The following is a 16,711-nucleotide window of genomic DNA, read 5'->3' on the forward strand; positions in this document are numbered from 1 at the left end:
CATGGACGCAGTGCGCAAGCTGATACGGAGAATGGGACGGGCGGGCACCTATAGCGTGCTCACCGCGCTCCTTCTCCTCGTCATGCCGCTGGCGCTGCCTCCGCTCGGCGTCCTGAAGGGCGTCGATCTCTTCCTCACCGAATGGCGGGCGGCCGCGGCGCCGCGGGCGGCGGGCGGCAAGTTCGTCTTCGTCGCCATCGACAAGGTGAGTCTCGATCAAATCGGCGTCTGGCCCTGGCCGCGTGACGTCCATGCCGAAGTCATCGACCGGCTGGTCGCGGCCGGCGCCGCCGACATCTTTCTCGACATCGATTTCAGCGCCCGCTCCACCGCCGCGTCCGACGACCGCCTTGCGAAGGCGCTCGCCGATGCCGGTGGCGGTGTTGCGCTCCCGGCCTTCGTGCAATACCGCTCCGCGGCCGGCGGCGCGCCGGAGACGGTGGTCTCGCGGCCGCTTCCCGAATTCGAGGCGAACGCCTGGCTTGCCGCCGCCAATGTCGCTGCCGATCCCGACGGCGTCGTGCGCGGCCTGCCCCATGGCGTGGCGCTCGACGGGCAGGTGGTGCAGTCGGTCGCTGCCCTGCTTGCCGGGGAGCCCGAGCCCCGGGTCGGAAATTTCGGCATCGATTTCTCGATCTCGCCGGCGAGCGTGCCGGTCTTTTCCGTTTCCGATCTGCTTTCCGGCCGGGTGCCGGCGGAGGCGCTTGCCGGCCGTTCGGTGGTCGTCGGTGCCTATGCGGCGGAGCTGAAGGACGTCTTCGCCGTTCCCGTCTACGGCCTGCTCGGCGGCCCCATGCTGCATATCCTCGGTGCCGAGACGCTCTCGCAGGATCGCGTGCCGGTTCCGCTCGATCCGATGCCCTATGGGCTCGCCATCGCCGGCCTCCTCGTTCTGTCGATCCGCTCCGGGCGACCGCTTTCCGGCCGGCTGCTGCTGCCGCTTCTCGGGCTGACGGCGGCCGGCGTGGAGGCCGCGGCCTTCTTCCTGCAGGCACGTTATTCGTTCGTCCTGCCGACCGCGGGCATCCAGCTCGTGCTGGCGACCGGCCTGCTGCTCTACCTGATCGAGCACGTCGACATCGGCAACTGGCTTGCCGCGCTCGCGCAGGTCGAGAGCCGCAATTCGCAGACGCTTCTGCGCCGGGTGATCGACGACAGCGTCGACGGTGTCGTCGTCCTCGACCATGAGGGCCGCCTCGTCGAGGTCAGCCGTTCCGCCGAGACGATCTTCGGTCCCGGCCTTTATCGGGCCCTCATTTCCGATTTCGCGGCCAATGCGCCGCTGCCGATGCAGGCGGCGCTCGAAAGGGCGCTGCGCGAGAAGGGTGAGGCGGGCTCTGCCCCCGTCGGCTTCGACCTGGAACTGCGGGAGGCCGGCGCCAGCCGCTATCTCGAAGGCCATGTCGCCGTCTCGCTCCTCGAAACGGCGGAAGAGGCGGGCGAACCGGCCGAGCGTCCCTTCGTCGCCTGCGTCACCGTCCGCGACGTGACCGCCAAGCGCGCCTACGCGGAGAAGCTGAAGGCGCTCTCGCAGTATGACGAGCTGACCGGTGCGCTCCGCCGTGACGAGCTCGTCCGCCGCATGGACGCCGCCGCTTGCGACGACTGGGCGGTCTTTGCGATCAACCTCCACCGTTTCGCCGCGATCAACATGGTTCTCGGCCGCTCGACCGGCGACGACCTCCTGAAGGCGGTGGTGGCGCGGCTCAGGGAGAATGCGCCACGCGGCGCGCTGATCGCCCGAAGCGAAGGCGACGGCTTCTCGGTCGCCGTTCCGGCCGCAGCCCTTGCCATGCCGCCGGCCGAATTCGCCGAGCACCTGATCGGCCTTCTGTCGCGCGCCTTCACCCTCGGTCCCTCGCTGGCGGAGATCGGCGCCCGCATCGGCATCTGCACCTCGGGCGAGGGCCGCGATCCGGTAGGCCTCGTCGCCGGGGCGGAAGCGGCGCTCGACCACGCCCGCAAGAGCGCCGGCTCCGGCTACAGCCTCCACGATTCCGACGAGGCGCGCCGCCAGATCCGCGCCCGCGCATTGGAGGCGGAAATGAAGGGCGCGCTCGCCGCCGGCCAGTTCTTCCTCCTCTACCAGCCGCAGGTGGTGCTTGCGGACGGTCGTCTCACCGGCGCCGAGGCGCTGGTGCGCTGGCGTCATCCCGAATACGGCGTCGTCCCGCCCTTCGAGTTCATCGAGATCGCCGAAGCGAGCGGATTCATCTGCGAACTCGGTGCCTTTGTGGTCGAGGAGGCCTGCCGGCAGGCGATCACCTGGGCGGAGAACCTGAGCGTCTCGGTCAACGTCTCGCCGCTGCAGTTCATCCGCACCGACATGGTCGCGGTCGTCAGGAAGGCGCTCGCCGAAAGCGGCCTTTCTCCCGAACGGCTGCACCTCGAAATCACCGAATCGGCCTTCCTCGACGTTTCCGACGACATCCTCGGCCAGCTTGCCGCCCTGCGCGCCCTCGGGGTGAAGATCGCGCTCGACGATTTCGGCACCGGCTATTCCTCGCTCGGCTATCTCGCCCGCTTCCCGCTCGATTTCATCAAGATCGACCAGTCCTTCGTCCGCAAGATCGCGAGCGATAGCGCCAGCCTGACGATCGTTAGCGCCGTCAAGTCGCTTGCCGCCGGCCTCGGCGCGCGCGTGGTCTGCGAAGGGATCGAAGGCGAGGCGGAGTGGCAGATCCTCGCCGCCATGGGCTGCGAGGAAGGGCAGGGCTATTATTTCGGCAAGCCGCAGCCGGGTGAGGAGATCCTCCGCGCCGCCGCCCGAGCCCCGGAACGCAAGCGGGCGTGAGGTTTTCCGCGCTCTCTGACAAGGCTCGTCCTATTTGATGCGGCTCCACATCCTCCGTCACCCCGGACCTGATCCGGGGCCAGCAACGGCGCGTCCGCGCCGCGAAAGAGTCCTTTTGCGATCAAGTCCTTGATCGCACTGGATGCCGGCTCGGAGGCCGGCATGACGGACCGTAGTGTCTGCCGCAGATTGCCGAAAAGCTTGGCCAGCGGTCTGTCGGCATTCTGAATCTTCCTCACCCCTTTACGGCAACGATGAAGAGCCGCGGAAAGCGCAACAACCGCCGTCCGTCCGCCATTGGCGGATAGGCCCGCTCGATGCGGGCGGTGTAATCGTCGAGGAAGGCGTCGCGATGCTCCGCGCCGGCCGCGTCGAGATAGGGGCGAAGCCCGGTGCCCTTCACCCATTCGACGATCGCCTGCGCACTCTCCATCGGATGGTAGTAATCCGTGTGCCACACGTCGACCCGGCGGGCATGGCGCGACAGCCGGTCGTAATAGGCAGCGGGCGGGGGAAGGGGCGTGCGGCGGATGCGCCCCTCGGCGAAGAGTTCGCGCCAGGGACCGGCGGCCCCCGTCGCCTCCATCGCGCGGTGCGAGGGCTCGTCGAGATTGTCGGGCATCTGCACGGCAAGCACGCCGCCCGGTGCCAGATGCGCTATCAGCCGCTCCATCAGTGCCAGATGGCCTGGCAGCCATTGCAGCACGGCATTGGCATAGAAGAGGTCGACGTCGTGCGGCGGCTCCCAGGTCGAGAGATCGGCAGCGACGAAGGGCGTTTCCGGCAGGCGCGCGCGGGCCTTCGCGAGCATGTCGGCGTCGCTGTCGAGCCCGGTGACGGCTTGGCTGCCGAAGCGCCCGACGATGAGCTCGGTCGAGTTCCCCGGCCCGCAGCCGAGGTCGTAGGCGCGTTTCGCCTGCGCAAGCGGCACGTGCGCCAGCAGGTCACGTGCGGGCCGCGTCCGCTCGTCCTCGAATTTCAGGTATTGTTCCGCCGACCACGCCATCGTCAGAGGCTTTCGAGCGAGGGCAGGATGAGATCGGGCGGAAAATCCCGGTACTCGTCGGGCATCCGGCTGCGGTTCAGCCAGACGGTACGGAAGCCGAACTTCTTGGCGCCGGCGGCATCCCAGCGGTTCGACGACTGGAAGGAGACTGCGTCCGGATAGAGCCGGTAGGTGGTGGTGACGATCTCGTAGACGGCGGGCGCGGTCTTGTAGAGCCCGAGCGCATCGACGGAAAAGACGTCGTCGATCACCGTTTCAAGCGCGGCGTTCTTCACCGCCGCGGCGAGCATCAGCGGCGAGCCGTTGGAGAGGATCGCCACCTTCGCGCCGCGTGCCTTGATGTCCTTCAGCACCGCCGGCACTTCCGGATAGCAGTCGAGCGTCCAGTAGGCGGCGAGCAGGTCTGCCCGGAGCTTCCGGTCGACGCCGGGAAAGCGCTCGAACGTATAGTCGAGCGCCTCTTCCGTCAGGCTCCAGAAATCGCGGTAGGCGCCCATCAGCGTGCGCACCCAGGAATATTCGAGCTGCTTCGCCCGCCACATCTCGGAGAAGACCTGGTAGTCCGGCCCGGCCCGCTCGGCATGGCGGCGCACCGCGGCATGCACGTCGAACAGGGTGCCGTAGGCATCGAAGACATAGGCTGCCGTGGACATGGGTCCTCCTTCCGTGACGTCGCCGCCTCCGCCGGCGGCATCTCGCGGCGGGAATCGCAGGAATGCGACGATCATTCCGTGTGGCAAGTCTTACGTCCGGATACAGGTCGCGGCAAGGCGGCGAAAGGCAGCAATCGCCGCTCCATCGGTCCGCACGCTCAGGCCGTCGCCTCTTCGGCGCGGGCGAGGGCGATGTCGTGGTCGATCTCGGCGAGCGCCCGTTCGACATGGCCCTCGAAGACGAGGGTCGCCTCGTCGGCGACGACGGTGATTTTCGGCGTGCCGTAGATGCGCGCGTGCAGCGATTGCTGCAGCCCTTCCTCGATCCCGCGCGACAGGAGATCCATGTAGCGCGTGCCGTGGCCGGCGATCGCCACCGGCATGTCGCCGAAGAGGCTCAGCATGCGCGAAAGCCCCTGGCCGATCGCGAGCCCCGCCTGGCGGAAGGCGTATTCCGACATGCGGTGGCCCTGGCGTGCCCGAAGCGCGATCTTGTCCATCTCGGCGAGCGGGACGAATTTCGCCGGGATGGTGTCGGGCGGCACTTCGAAGGCAGTCCTTAGGATGCCGTAGAAGCCGGCCGATGCCTCGATGCAGCCGCGCGAGCCGCAGCGGCAGAGCTTGCCGTCGGCGGCGTTCAGCATGTGCCCGAAATTCGGCGCGCTCACCTCGATTTCGCCGCTCGTACCCCGCCGGGCGATGCCGAGCCCGATCGAGTGGCCGAGCGAAAGTGCGGCGAGCGAGCGGAAGCCATCGCCGTCATCGCGGTCGGCCCGCCGTGCGAGCGCCTGCGCGACCAGCAACGTCTCGTTGTTGAGCCTGACCCGCGTCGCGGGCGGCAGCGAAAGTGCGGCGGCGAAATCGATCTCCTCGTAGCCGAAGACCGGCGACCAGAGGAGCCGCGATCCGTCCGGGTCGACGAGGCCCTTGCTGCTGATCGAGATCGCCGCGATCCGTTCGGGATCGAGGCCGGAGCGGCGCATGAGCCTGAGCAGCGCCTCGCGGAAGGCGGCGACGAACTGGGTGGACGAGGAGCCGGCCTCGTCGCGCGGTTCGTCGAAGCGGTCGATCAGCGTGCCGGTATAGTCGGCGAGCGAGTATTGCAGCGTGTCGGAGGAGATCCGCACCGCAATCAGGTAGCGGTGGTCGCGCCTTCGGGCGAAGAGAACCCGCGGCCGGCCGCGCCCGCCAGAGACGGATTGTTCGTGGCGTTCGAGCGCGCCGGTCCGCTCGAGATCGGCGGTGATCGCCGAGACGGTTGCGGAGGCAAGCCCGGTCGCGGCGGCAATGTCGGTATGGGCGAGCGGCCCGTGACGCCGGAGCGATGACAGGACGAGCACGCTGTTCTGCTGACGCACCATTTCGGTGCTGGATTTCGTCAGCATGGAGGCTTTCCGGTCATGTCGGTCGTCTGCAGCACATGCTCCTCCCAAAGCATCCGGCCGGCTCCTTGGCAAGCCCTCACCCTTGCCGGACGGGGCCTGTTGACAGCTGGAGAATCTTCTGCCAGTTATTTTCTCGACTGTCGAGAAAAACCGGTGAGACGGGAAAACGAGACAGTGATTTCCGCCGGGCTGAGAGGGGGGGAGGGAGTTCCACCGCCGGCCTGCATCCAACAGGGAGGCTTACATGAAGTCCATTTCGAAGCTGATGGCATGCGCTGCCGTCATCGTATCCATGCATTCCGCCGCCGCCGCCAAGGATCTGGTGGTCGGCGTTTCCTGGTCGAACTTCCAGGAAGAGCGCTGGAAGACCGACGAGGCCGCGATCAAGGCCGCGCTCGAAGCGTCCGGCGACAAGTACATTTCCGCTGACGCCCAGTCGTCCGCCGCCAAGCAGCTCACCGACATCGAAAGCCTGATCTCGCAGGGCGCCAACGCGCTCATCGTTCTCGCCCAGGATTCCGACGCCATCGGCCCGGCAATCGAGAAGGCCGTTGCCGAAGGCATCCCGGTCGTCGGCTACGACCGCCTGATCGAAAACCCGGATGCCTTCTACATCACCTTCGACAACAAGGAAGTCGGCCGCATGCAGGCCCGCGAAGTGTTCAAGGTGAAGCCGGAAGGCAACTACGTCTTCATCAAGGGCTCGTCCTCCGACCCGAACGCGGACTTCCTGTTCGCCGGCCAGATGGAAGTGCTGAAGGAGGCGATGGACGCCGGCAAGATCAAGAACGTCGGTGAAGCCTATACCGACGGCTGGAAGCCGGAAATCGCCCAGAAGAACATGGAGCAGTTCCTGACCGCCAACGACAACAAGGTCGACGCGGTCGTCGCCTCGAACGACGGCACCGCCGGTGGTGCGGTCGCCGCCCTCGACGCCCAGGGCCTCGCCGGTTCCGTTCCGGTCTCCGGCCAGGACGCCGACAAGGCTGCCCTCAACCGCGTCGCGCTCGGCACCCAGACCGTTTCCGTCTGGAAGGACAGCCGTGACCTCGGCAAGCGCGCCGCCGAAATCGCCGTCGAACTCGCCGGCGGCAAGAAGATGACCGAGATCGAAGGCGTGACCTCCTTCAACGGCGGCCCGAAGGGCGTCGCCATGCAGTCGGTTTTCCTCGCTCCGCTTCCGATCACCAAGGACAACCTGAACGTCGTCATCGACGCCGGCTGGATTTCCAAGGACGAAGCCTGCCAGGGCGTCAAGGGCGACGTCGCCGCCTGCAAGTAAGCACCCGCGCGCGGTGTGATCCGAACCTTCGCAAGCGCCGCGACGCACCTCGTTGCGGCGCTTGCACAAGGTCGGTGCGAGGCGGACAATGGCGTCCGTAGTCGCTCGGTCGGCCGCTCGGGGGAGTAGGGCAGACGCGATCCGGACCGTATCATCAGACCAGCCGCATCACGCTCCGGCCCCCGGCCGCAAGGACGGCGGCTCTTAAAGAACAAGTGGGGAGAAGGCACGTACATGGCCGACATCACACATGCTACCCAGAGTAATCCCGCGCGAAACGCCAACGAGAGCGCGGTGAAGCGCTTCTTCCGGGCAACCGAGATCGACACCCGTCTTCTCGGCATGGTCGGCGCGCTCGTGCTCATCTGGCTCGGTTTCCAGCTCATGACCGACGGCCTGTTCCTGAAGCCGCGCAACCTGTGGAACCTGACGGTGCAGACCTCCTCGGTCGCCGTCATGGCGAGCGGCATGGTGCTGATCATCGTCACCCGCAACATCGACCTTTCGGTCGGCTCCGTGCTCGGCTTCTGCGGCATGATCATGGGGGTCATGCAGGCGAAGATCCTGCCGCAATATCTCGGCCTCGAACACCCGGCGATCTGGATACTGACGCTCGCCTCGGGCATGGTCGTCGGTGCCGCCATCGGCGCACTTCACGGCGCGATCATCGCCTTTTTGAACGTGCCCGCCTTCATCGTCACGCTCGGCGGCCTGCTCGTGTGGCGCGGTGCCACCTGGTTCGTCACCTCCGGCCAGACGGTTGCGCCGATGGATGCCACCTTCCGCCTGATGGGCGGCGGCACCGAAGGCTCGATCGGTGCCACGGCGAGCTGGATCGTCGGTCTCGTCGCATGCCTCGCGATCGTCGGCGCCATCCTGAATTCCCGCAAGCAGCGCAAGCGCTTCGGCTTCCCGCTGCGCCCGGTCTGGGCCGAATATTTCCTCTCGGTGCTCGGCTGCGTACTGGTGCTCGGCGCCGTCGCGATCGCCAACCACTACTACTGGCCGACCAACATCGCCCGCAAATATGCCGATGCCAACGGCATCGCCTGGCCGGAGGGCGGCCTTCTGATCTCGCACGGCATCGCCATTCCGGTGCTGATCGCCGTCATCGTCGGCATCGTCATGACCTTCATCTCGACGCGCCTGCGCTTCGGCCGCTACGTCTTTGCGATCGGCGGCAATCCGGAGGCCGCCGAACTCGCCGGCATCAAGACCCGCTGGGTGACCGTCAGGATCTTCACGCTGATGGGCATTCTCTGCGCCATCGCCGCGGCGATCTCGACCGCTCGCCTCAATGCCGCGACCAATGCGCAGGGCGAGCTCGACGAGCTCTACACCATCGCCGCGGCGGTCATCGGCGGCACCTCGCTCGCCGGCGGCGTCGGCACGATCGCCGGCGCCATGATCGGCGCTCTGGTCATGCAGTCGCTGCAATCCGGCATGGTGCTCCTCGGCATCGACAGCCCGTTCCAGCGCATCGTCGTCGGTGTGGTCCTCGTCGTTGCCGTCTGGCTCGACACCGTCTATCGCGCCCGCGCCAAGTAAGTAAGGAGTACGCTCATGTCAGACAAACGCACTCCGCTGGTGGAAATGAAGAATGTTTCCATCTCGTTCGGCGGCATCCACGCGGTCGAGGACGCCTCGGTCGATTTGTACCCCGGCGAGGTCGTGGCGCTTCTCGGCCACAACGGCGCCGGCAAGTCGACGCTCATCAAGATCCTCTCCGGCGCCTACCGGCGCGACGCCGGCGAGATCCTGATCGACGGCAAGCCGGCCGACATCGACAATCCGCGCGACGCCAAGAAATACGGCATCGAGACGATCTACCAGACGCTCGCCGTCGCCGACAATGTCGACGCCGCCGCCAACCTCTATCTCGGCCGCGAGCTCAGGACCCCCTGGGGCACGCTCGACGACGTGGCGATGGAGGCGAAGGCCCGCGAGGTGATGGGACGCCTCAATCCCAACTTCCGTCGCTTCAAGGAGCCGGTGAAGGCGCTCTCCGGCGGCCAGCGGCAATCGGTGGCGATTGCGCGCGCGATCCTCTTCGACGCCCGCATCCTGATCATGGACGAGCCGACGGCCGCCCTCGGGCCGCAGGAGACCGCCCAGGTCGGCGAGCTGATCCAGCAGTTGAAGCGGGAGGGCCTCGGCATCTTCCTCATCAGCCACGACATCCACGATGTCTTCGATCTCGCCGACCGCGTCTTTGTGATGAAGAACGGCAAGGTGGTGGGGGAAGCCCGCACCGCCGACGTCACCAAGGACGAGGTGCTCGGCATGATCATCCTCGGCAAGTGCCCGCCGGCCGCAATCCCCGGTCCGGGCGCCATGCAGACGGCCTGACGCCGCATTCGGGGCCGGGGCCGAGGGGCGCCCCGCCTCGCCGCGCTCCCCGTTTCGGGGAGAGCCGCAGCACCGGTTTTCCCGTTTCGGGAAGACCGGTGTCTTCGTTTTTTTGGAGTAATTTCCTTCGCGCACTCCCTCTGCCCTGCCGGGCATCTCCCCCTCAAGAGAGGCATACCAGCCGTGAGGCACCGATCTCCCCCCTTGAGGGGGAGATGTCACGAAGTGACAGAGGGGGGTGTGTCCTGGCGTAGCGCGTTTCGGCGGTCGGCGGCGATCCGCAGGATGTGGGTGCGAACCTCGTCGAGACGACGCTCGACATCCTCGTTGGAGAGCCGCAGCACGCTCCAGTCGAGCTCACGCAGCCGACGATCGCGTTCGGCATCCTTGCGGATCATCCGGTCCTCGGTGTGCCCGGCTCCGTCGATCTCGATGACGAGGCGGAGGGCTGGACAGGCGAAATCGGCGATATAGCCGGAGATCGGCAACTGCCGCCGGAAGCCGAGCCTGTCCAGCCGATGTGCCCTGACGGCGTTCCAGAAACGCAGTTCCGCGTCCGTCATCTGCCGCCGCATCCGCCGGGCATTTCGCCGGTTGGAGGAGGGGACGTCGAAATGCGGCACCTTGAGCACTCCATCTGCGCGTTGAGGCAGTATTCAATCATAGATTGCTTTCAGTGCAACGACACCCCCCTCTGTCGGCTCCGCCGACATCTCCCCCTCAAGGGGGGAGATCGGTGCGTCCCCTTCAGCCGCTATGCCCATCCTCAAGTCAAATCGAGGATGAGCCGGCCGGGCGACGTCCATTTCGGGGGAGCTTCGATCGCGGATTGGGGTTTTCGGCTCATCGTCTGAACGTCTGCATCAGGTCCGAAAAGGGAAGCCAGCTCTGAGGGATCGATCTCCCCCCTTGAGGGGGAGATGTCACGAAGTGACAGAGGGGGGTGAGCCTCGGGAATCGGCGCTTGCGGCGTATTCCCTCTACTCTCCGGGAAATCGGGGCAAAGCCCCCTCAGAACCGCGTGATCACGCTGATGCCGAGGTCGGTCGCGCGGTCCATGGCGACGAGTGCCGGCACGGCCTCTTCCAGCGAAATCTCGCGGCCGATCAACTGCTTGGGATCGAGCTTGCCGGCAGCCGTCATCGAAAGCATCGCGTCGTAGCGCCAGGCCTGCATGCCGTGGCTGCCGTAGATTTCGAGTTCGTGGCCGATCACCTGCGCCATCGGGATCTCAGGCGTCGCATGTTCGCCGAGCATCAGGCCGACCTGTACGTGGCGGCCGCGGCGGCGCAGGTTCTTGATCGAGTTGAAGCAGGTGACCGGCGAGCCGAGGGCATCGATCGAGACATGCGCGCCGCCTTGCGTGATCTCGCGCACCGCACCGGCCACATCGTCGGTCTCGCGTGCGTTGATCGCGGCGACCGCGCCGAGCTTGCGGGCGAAGGCGAGCTTCTCCGCCGATATGTCGATCGCGATCGGATGGGCGCCGAGGGCCGCGGCGATCATGATCGCGGAGAGACCGACGCCGCCGCAGCCGTGCACCGCCACCCATTCGCCGCCCTTTACGCGCGCCTGGTCGGCGACCGCGCGGAAGGAGGTCGCAAAGCGGCAGCCGAGGCTGGCGGCGGTCGCGAAATCCATCTCTTCCGGCAGGTGGACGAGGTTCTGGTCGGCGAAGTCGATCGCCACGTATTCGGCAAACGAGCCCCAGTGGGTGAAGCCCGGCTGGAACTGCGCCTCGCAGACCTGCTGGTTGCCGGAGCGGCATTCGCCGCAATGGCCGCAGCCGGACACGAAGGGCACGGTCACCCGGTCGCCGACCTTGTAGCGCATCACCCCGCGGCCGGTCGCGGCGATCGTTCCCGCGAGCTCGTGGCCCGGCACGTGCGGCAGGCGGATGTCGGGGTCGTGGCCCATCCAGCCGTGCCAGTCGCTGCGGCAGAGCCCGGACGCCTCGACCTTGATGACGACGCCGTTCTCCGTCGGCGTCGGGTCGGGAAGCACCCGAATCTCCGGCGTCTTTTCGAAGGCTTCGTAATACATGGCTCTCATCGGTCGGCTCCTATGCGAATTTTGGCGCGCAATCTATCGCAAGACGAGGAGGTGGAGGCATGACTATTTTTGATGTACCCATTCACCCCAATTCTGCTTTTTCCGGATAAATCGGAACGAGCCGCAGATACGAAACGAGGAGAAGCCGATGGCTGTCGATACTTCCGCCCGCACGCCCACATGGACCTTCGTCGACGGTGAATGGATCGCCGGCAACCCGCCGCTGATCGGGCCGGTGTCCCATGCCATGTGGCTCGGTTCGACGGTGTTCGACGGCGCGCGCTGGTTCGACGGCATCGCACCCGACCTCGACCGCCACTGTGAGCGCGTCAACCGCTCGGCCGTGAACATGGGCATGGCGGCGACGGTGCCGGCCGAGGAGATCGAGCGGCTGGCGCTCGAAGGGGTGAAGAAGTTCGACGGCAAGACGGCGATCTACATCAAGCCGATGTACTGGGCCGAACATGGCATGCCCGGCTCCGTCGTCGCCCCCGATCCGGCCTCGACCCGCTTTGCGCTCTGCCTCTTCGAGGCGCCGATGCACACCGCAAAACCGCATTCGCTGACGCTCTCGCCCTATCGCCGGCCGACCCCGGAATGCGCCATGACCGACGCCAAGACCGGCAGCCTCTACCCGAATTCCGGCCGCATGATCGTCGAGGCGCGCGCCCGCGGCTTCGACAACGCGCTGGTGCGCGACATGAACGGCAATATCGCCGAGACTGCCTCCTCGAACGTCTTCATGGTGAAGGACGGCGTGGTCTTCACGCCGGCCGCCAACCGCACCTTCCTCGCCGGCATCACCCGCGCCCGGGTGATCGGCCTCCTGTGCGAGGCGGGCCATGAGGTGCGCGAGGCGACGCTCTCGGTCGAGGATTTCATGGGAGCCGACGAGATCTTCACCACCGGCAACTATTCCAAGGTCGCGCCGGTCAACCGCCTCGACGATCGCGAACTGCAGGAAGGGCCGGTCGCCCGCAAGGCGCTCGAGCTCTACATGGACTGGGCCTACGGCCGGAAGACTGCCGCCTGAGGGCCGGGCCGGCCACGAATTGATCTCCCCCCTTGTGGGGAGATATCAGCGTAGCCGACAGAGGGGGGGGGTGAATCCCCAATCTCGACGTTTGCAGCGATGCCCCCTCTGCCCTGCCGGGCGTTCGTCGCTGAAATCGATTCACTGGATCGATTGCCCGGCTTCGCCGGCCGCTCCTCAACCCCCACAAGGGGGGAGATCGACCCGTGACTGCCGCCGCGCCGGCCGTTTCCTCTCTCCGCACGCGGGGAAAGGGCAAAGGAGAGCGGGCACCCCTCCCAACCGCCGTCATGCCGGGCTCGACCCGGCATCCAGTCGCGCGATGTCCATCGCGCGGGGAGACGTCTTCGCCCTCGTCGAAATGCGTTCTTTCGGCTCGCCGACGCTCGCCGGCTGGATGCCGGATCAGGTCCGGCATGACGGAGGCGATGCATTCCGCCCGGCCACCTGTGGCGAAGCGTCTCTTTCCAGAATAGATAAATCTTCATATATATGAAGAAACGTTTTTTTGGAGATTGCTGTGGCCCATATCACCGTTCTCGGCTCCGGTTTCGGAGCGCTCACCACCATCCGTGAACTGCGGCGCCGGGGCGTCGAGGACGAGATCACGGTGATCTCGCCGCGTGACGAGTTGCACTACCTGCCGAGCTCGATCTGGCTGCCGGCCGGCCTGCGCAAGGGCAGCGCGCTCAAGATCCCGCTCAGCAACTTCTTCGCCCGCCACCGGGTGCGCCATGTGAAGGCCTCGGTGACCGGCCTTGCCGAGGGCGGTCGCAAGGTGCTGACCGATGCCGGCGAATTTTCGAACGACCAGCTGGTGATCGCGACCGGCGGCCGCTTCATCCGCAAGCTTCCGGGCATCGAGCACGCGCTCGTCCCCTGCGAGGGGATTGCCGTCGGCGAGGAGATCGCCCGCCGGCTCGAGGGCCTCTCCGGCGGCACGATCGCGGTCGGTTTTGCCGCCAATCCCAACGAGCAGTCCGCCGTGCGCGGCGGACCGATGTTCGAGTTCCTCTTCATCATCGACACGCTGCTGCGCCGTCAGGGCCGGCGCGACCGTTTCAAGCTCGTCTTCTTCAGCCCGGCGGCACGGCCCGGACAACGCCTCGGCGACAAGGCGGTCGACGGGCTGCTTGCCGAGATGGCCCGCCGCGGCATCGAGACCCGCCTCGGCCACAAGATGGTGCGCCTCGAAGCCGATCGCGTGGTGACGGAAGGCGGCGAGTTTCCGGCCGACCTCACTCTCTTCATGCCGGGCTTGACCGGTCCCGCCTGGCTTTCCGAGACCGACCTGCCGCTCTCGCCGGGCGGCATGATCGAGGCCGACGAGAAGTGCCGCGTCGCGGGCAGGCCGGGCGTCTGGGTGGTCGGCGACAGCGGCAGCTTCAAGGGGCCGGACTGGATGCCGAAACAGGCGCACCAGGCCGACCTGCAGGCGAAGGCCGCCGCCGCCAACATCGCGGCGGTCCTGAAGGGCCGTCCGCCGCAGACCGACTTCAAGCCGGAGCTCGTCTGCATCGTCGACACGCTCGACAGCGGCATCCTCGTCTATCGCAGCACGACCCGCGGCTTCGTCACGCCGCAGCTCAGGGTCTTCCACTGGCTGAAACGCGCCTTCGAACGGCATTATCTGAGGGCTTACCGGTAGGAGGGGGCGACGTTCGACGGTGCCTGCCCGATCTCCCCCCTCGAGGGGGAGATGTCGGCGCAGCCGACAGAGGAGGGTGAATCCCCGATCTCGGCGTTTGCAGTGATGCCCCCCTCTGCCCTGCCGGGCATCTCCCCCACAAGGGGGGAGATAGACCAGCGGCCCGCGGCTCTGCCCCGGCAGGTCAGGGTGAGGGGTAAAGGTGGAGGGGCGCACCATACAGTCACCGTCCCGTCCGAAAGCGCTGGATTTCCGCGCCGCATCTGCTTAGGGAAGGGCCATGCTCGAGACCTCGCCGCCCGATATCTTCGATTGCCAGACCTGCGGGGCGTGCTGTGCCCACTCGGCCGACTGGCCGCGCTTCTCGCTGGAGAGCGACGAGGCGCTTGCGCTGATCCCGGAGAAGCTCATCGCCGAGGATCTCTCCGGCATGCGCTTTGCGGAGGGCCGTTGTGCGGCGCTCACCGGCGAGCTCGGCAAGCATGTCGGCTGCGCCGTCTATGCCGTCCGCCCGATCGTCTGCCGCGACTGCATGCCGGGCGATGCCGAGTGCCGTATGGCGCGGGCGGAAAAGGGCTTCGACCTCGCCGGCCTGCCGGCGCCGGAGGTCTACCGCGCAGGCTGAGCCGGACGCTGCCGCCGACCTGCTTCCGTCTTGTTTTTTCAAGAAGATGCGGTCCTTCGGCGGACGAGGATTTCCATTCCTCCGGCGGCTTGCGCGCCGGAAAGACTTTGCCGCCACCCGCGACAATTTGATCTTTCGCAGGTTGCCTCCGGGGGCTTCCGCTCCTATGTTCCCGGTCGACCGATTTTCCGCACTCTGTTGCCAAGAGGAGATATCACCATGGCTTTCGAATTGCCCGAACTTCCCTACGCCTACGATTCGCTTGCCCCCTACATGTCGGCGGAAACGCTCGAATATCACCACGACAAGCACCACAAGGCCTATGTCGACAACGGCAACAAGCTCGCCGCCGACGCCGGCATGGCTGATCTCTCGCTCGAGGACGTCGTCAAGAAGTCCTTCGGCACCAATCAGGGCCTCTTCAACAACTCCGCCCAGCACTATAACCACGTCCACTTCTGGAAGTGGATGAAGAAGGGCGGCGGCGGCAACAAGCTGCCGGGCAAGCTCGAAAGCGCGATCGCCTCCGACCTCGGCGGCTACGACAAGTTCAAGGCCGATTTCATCGCCGCCGGCACCACCCAGTTCGGCTCCGGCTGGGCCTGGGTTTCGGTCAAGGACGGCAAGCTCGAAATCTCCAAGACGCCGAACGGCGAAAACCCGCTCGTCCACGGCGCGACCCCGATCCTAGGCGTCGACGTCTGGGAACACTCCTACTACATCGACTACCGCAACCTGCGCCCGAAGTACCTCGAAGCCTTCGTCGACAACCTGATCAACTGGGACTACGTCCTGGAGCGCTACGAAGCCGCGACGAAGTAAACTCCGGCCCTTTGCTGGAATTTCTGAAACCCGGTGCCGCAAGGCGCCGGGTTTTTCTTTGGCTGCGGCGGTATCCGCGATTCTCGGTGTTATCAGGGGAGGGCGTACCGCCGGGCTGCAAAGCAATGAACCGCTGTCGGCTTGCAAAGGCAGTGCGGAATTGGTAATGCGGGTGAACAAAGGAACAAAAAATAGGTGTTTTTTATAACATAAACATAAAATGACGCCTCTCTAAAAGTAATATTTGCAGTGTAACTTTGCTAATGGCGGATGGACGAGCTGCGAGGCGAGGTTGGGTGCCGGATCGGTCCGAAGACACTCTCTATGCCATGTTCGGTTCTGGCGTTCTGCTTGCAACGGCAGAGACAAAGTTATCCCGAGCGGTGGGCGGACCGCCGGGGATTGATCGAGAAGGAACGCCGGCGCGACCGCGCAAACGGGTAATCGAATGAGCAATGGTATCGTGGGAAAAGCTGCTCCGTTGTTGCGTGTCTCCTCTCGTGACCTGCCTGCAAGAAGAAGGGTTGAAGCTCTGCGGGATTGGGTCGGCAGAGAGTTGAGCCGGATGGATTTTTCGCCGGTAAATCAGGATTTACCGATCTATTTCGAGAGCGCCGCAGCGAGCATCGGCTGTGTGAATTACGGCCTGGCCAACGCCAGTACGTTCGAAATGGCACGAACCCGACCATTCCTGGTCGATGGTTGCGATGACGTATGCCTGCTGACAACCGAGACCGGGCTCCATGTGGAGTCCGCCGATGAGAGCTTCTTCGTACGGCCGGGAGGTGCCACCGTCCTGTCGAAGGCGCGAGGTTATCGCTATGTCCACGCAGCACCGGGGACATCGGCATGCGTGCTCGTTCCTCATGCACGTCTGTCGCTTCTGATGCCGCGGTTCGAGGAGGCTCCGATGGTGAATCTGGCACCGGAAACCCCGGGCCTTGATTTGTTGTTTGGTTACGCGCGCTCGGTCGCATTCAGCACGACGGCGACGGCTGACATCCGGTCGAAGAGCGCGTCGCACATTCTCGAGCTGATCGCTTCCATCCTTGATCCGCAACG

The 16,711-nt window shown here is 65.9% G+C and carries 14 protein-coding genes; 9 read left to right on the plus strand and 5 right to left on the minus strand.

Annotation, left to right across the window (positions count from 1 at the left end; translation table 11 throughout):
- The first annotated feature begins 1 nt into the window (after position 1).
- Complete coding sequence (locus DFR48_RS17750) at positions 2–2,794, plus strand: EAL domain-containing protein (RefSeq protein WP_114364543.1); 2,793 nt, start codon at positions 2–4, stop codon at positions 2,792–2,794.
- 235 nt (positions 2,795–3,029) lie between these two features.
- Here the strand turns inward: DFR48_RS17750 and tam are convergent, their stop codons facing one another.
- From tam to DFR48_RS17765, 3 genes are all read right to left on the minus strand, one after another.
- Positions 3,030–3,800 (minus strand): trans-aconitate 2-methyltransferase, encoded by a 771-nt coding sequence (tam, locus tag DFR48_RS17755; RefSeq protein WP_114364544.1) that lies wholly within the window; start codon positions 3,798–3,800, stop codon positions 3,030–3,032.
- Between the two features lie 2 nt (positions 3,801–3,802).
- Positions 3,803–4,453: a haloacid dehalogenase type II gene (locus DFR48_RS17760; RefSeq protein ID WP_114364545.1), complete on the minus strand. Its 651-nt coding sequence runs from the start codon at positions 4,451–4,453 to the stop codon at positions 3,803–3,805.
- A 158-nt stretch (positions 4,454–4,611) separates the two neighbouring features.
- On the minus strand, positions 4,612–5,838 hold the full coding sequence (locus DFR48_RS17765; RefSeq protein WP_114364546.1) for an ROK family transcriptional regulator: 1,227 nt from the start codon (positions 5,836–5,838) through the stop codon (positions 4,612–4,614).
- Positions 5,839–6,082: 244 nt separating this feature from the next.
- Here DFR48_RS17765 and xylF point away from each other — a divergent pair, with 244 nt between their 5' ends.
- From xylF to DFR48_RS17780, 3 genes are all read left to right on the plus strand, one after another.
- Complete coding sequence (gene xylF, locus DFR48_RS17770) at positions 6,083–7,120, plus strand: D-xylose ABC transporter substrate-binding protein (protein ID WP_114364547.1); 1,038 nt, start codon at positions 6,083–6,085, stop codon at positions 7,118–7,120.
- A 234-nt stretch (positions 7,121–7,354) separates the two neighbouring features.
- Positions 7,355–8,668, plus strand: a complete 1,314-nt coding sequence (locus DFR48_RS17775) for a sugar ABC transporter permease (RefSeq protein ID WP_114364548.1) — start codon at positions 7,355–7,357, stop codon at positions 8,666–8,668.
- 15 nt (positions 8,669–8,683) lie between these two features.
- Positions 8,684–9,469: an ATP-binding cassette domain-containing protein gene (locus DFR48_RS17780; protein ID WP_114364549.1), complete on the plus strand. Its 786-nt coding sequence runs from the start codon at positions 8,684–8,686 to the stop codon at positions 9,467–9,469.
- Positions 9,470–9,687: 218 nt separating this feature from the next.
- Here DFR48_RS17780 and DFR48_RS17785 read toward each other — a convergent pair whose 3' ends face one another.
- Together DFR48_RS17785 and DFR48_RS17790 are read right to left on the minus strand one after the other, a co-directional pair.
- Positions 9,688–10,032 (minus strand): endonuclease domain-containing protein, encoded by a 345-nt coding sequence (locus DFR48_RS17785; RefSeq protein WP_245415643.1) that lies wholly within the window; start codon positions 10,030–10,032, stop codon positions 9,688–9,690.
- A 448-nt stretch (positions 10,033–10,480) separates the two neighbouring features.
- Positions 10,481–11,521: a zinc-dependent alcohol dehydrogenase family protein gene (locus DFR48_RS17790; protein ID WP_114364550.1), complete on the minus strand. Its 1,041-nt coding sequence runs from the start codon at positions 11,519–11,521 to the stop codon at positions 10,481–10,483.
- Between the two features lie 148 nt (positions 11,522–11,669).
- Here DFR48_RS17790 and DFR48_RS17795 point away from each other — a divergent pair, with 148 nt between their 5' ends.
- The 5 genes from DFR48_RS17795 to DFR48_RS17815 all read left to right on the plus strand — a co-directional run.
- Entirely contained in the window at positions 11,670–12,554 is an 885-nt protein-coding gene (locus DFR48_RS17795) for a branched-chain amino acid aminotransferase (protein WP_114364551.1), read from the plus strand.
- 520 nt (positions 12,555–13,074) lie between these two features.
- Positions 13,075–14,202, plus strand: a complete 1,128-nt coding sequence (locus DFR48_RS17800) for an NAD(P)/FAD-dependent oxidoreductase (RefSeq protein WP_114364571.1) — start codon at positions 13,075–13,077, stop codon at positions 14,200–14,202.
- 280 nt (positions 14,203–14,482) lie between these two features.
- Positions 14,483–14,827: a YkgJ family cysteine cluster protein gene (locus tag DFR48_RS17805; protein WP_114364552.1), complete on the plus strand. Its 345-nt coding sequence runs from the start codon at positions 14,483–14,485 to the stop codon at positions 14,825–14,827.
- A 219-nt stretch (positions 14,828–15,046) separates the two neighbouring features.
- Positions 15,047–15,649 (plus strand): superoxide dismutase, encoded by a 603-nt coding sequence (locus DFR48_RS17810; protein ID WP_114364553.1) that lies wholly within the window; start codon positions 15,047–15,049, stop codon positions 15,647–15,649.
- A 448-nt stretch (positions 15,650–16,097) separates the two neighbouring features.
- Positions 16,098–16,711, plus strand: a 614-nt coding sequence (locus DFR48_RS17815) for a hypothetical protein (RefSeq protein ID WP_147273555.1), incomplete at its 3' end; no start/stop codon positions are given.

Source organism: Ciceribacter lividus (assembly GCF_003337715.1).
Taxonomy (GTDB): domain Bacteria; phylum Pseudomonadota; class Alphaproteobacteria; order Rhizobiales; family Rhizobiaceae; genus Allorhizobium; species Allorhizobium lividum.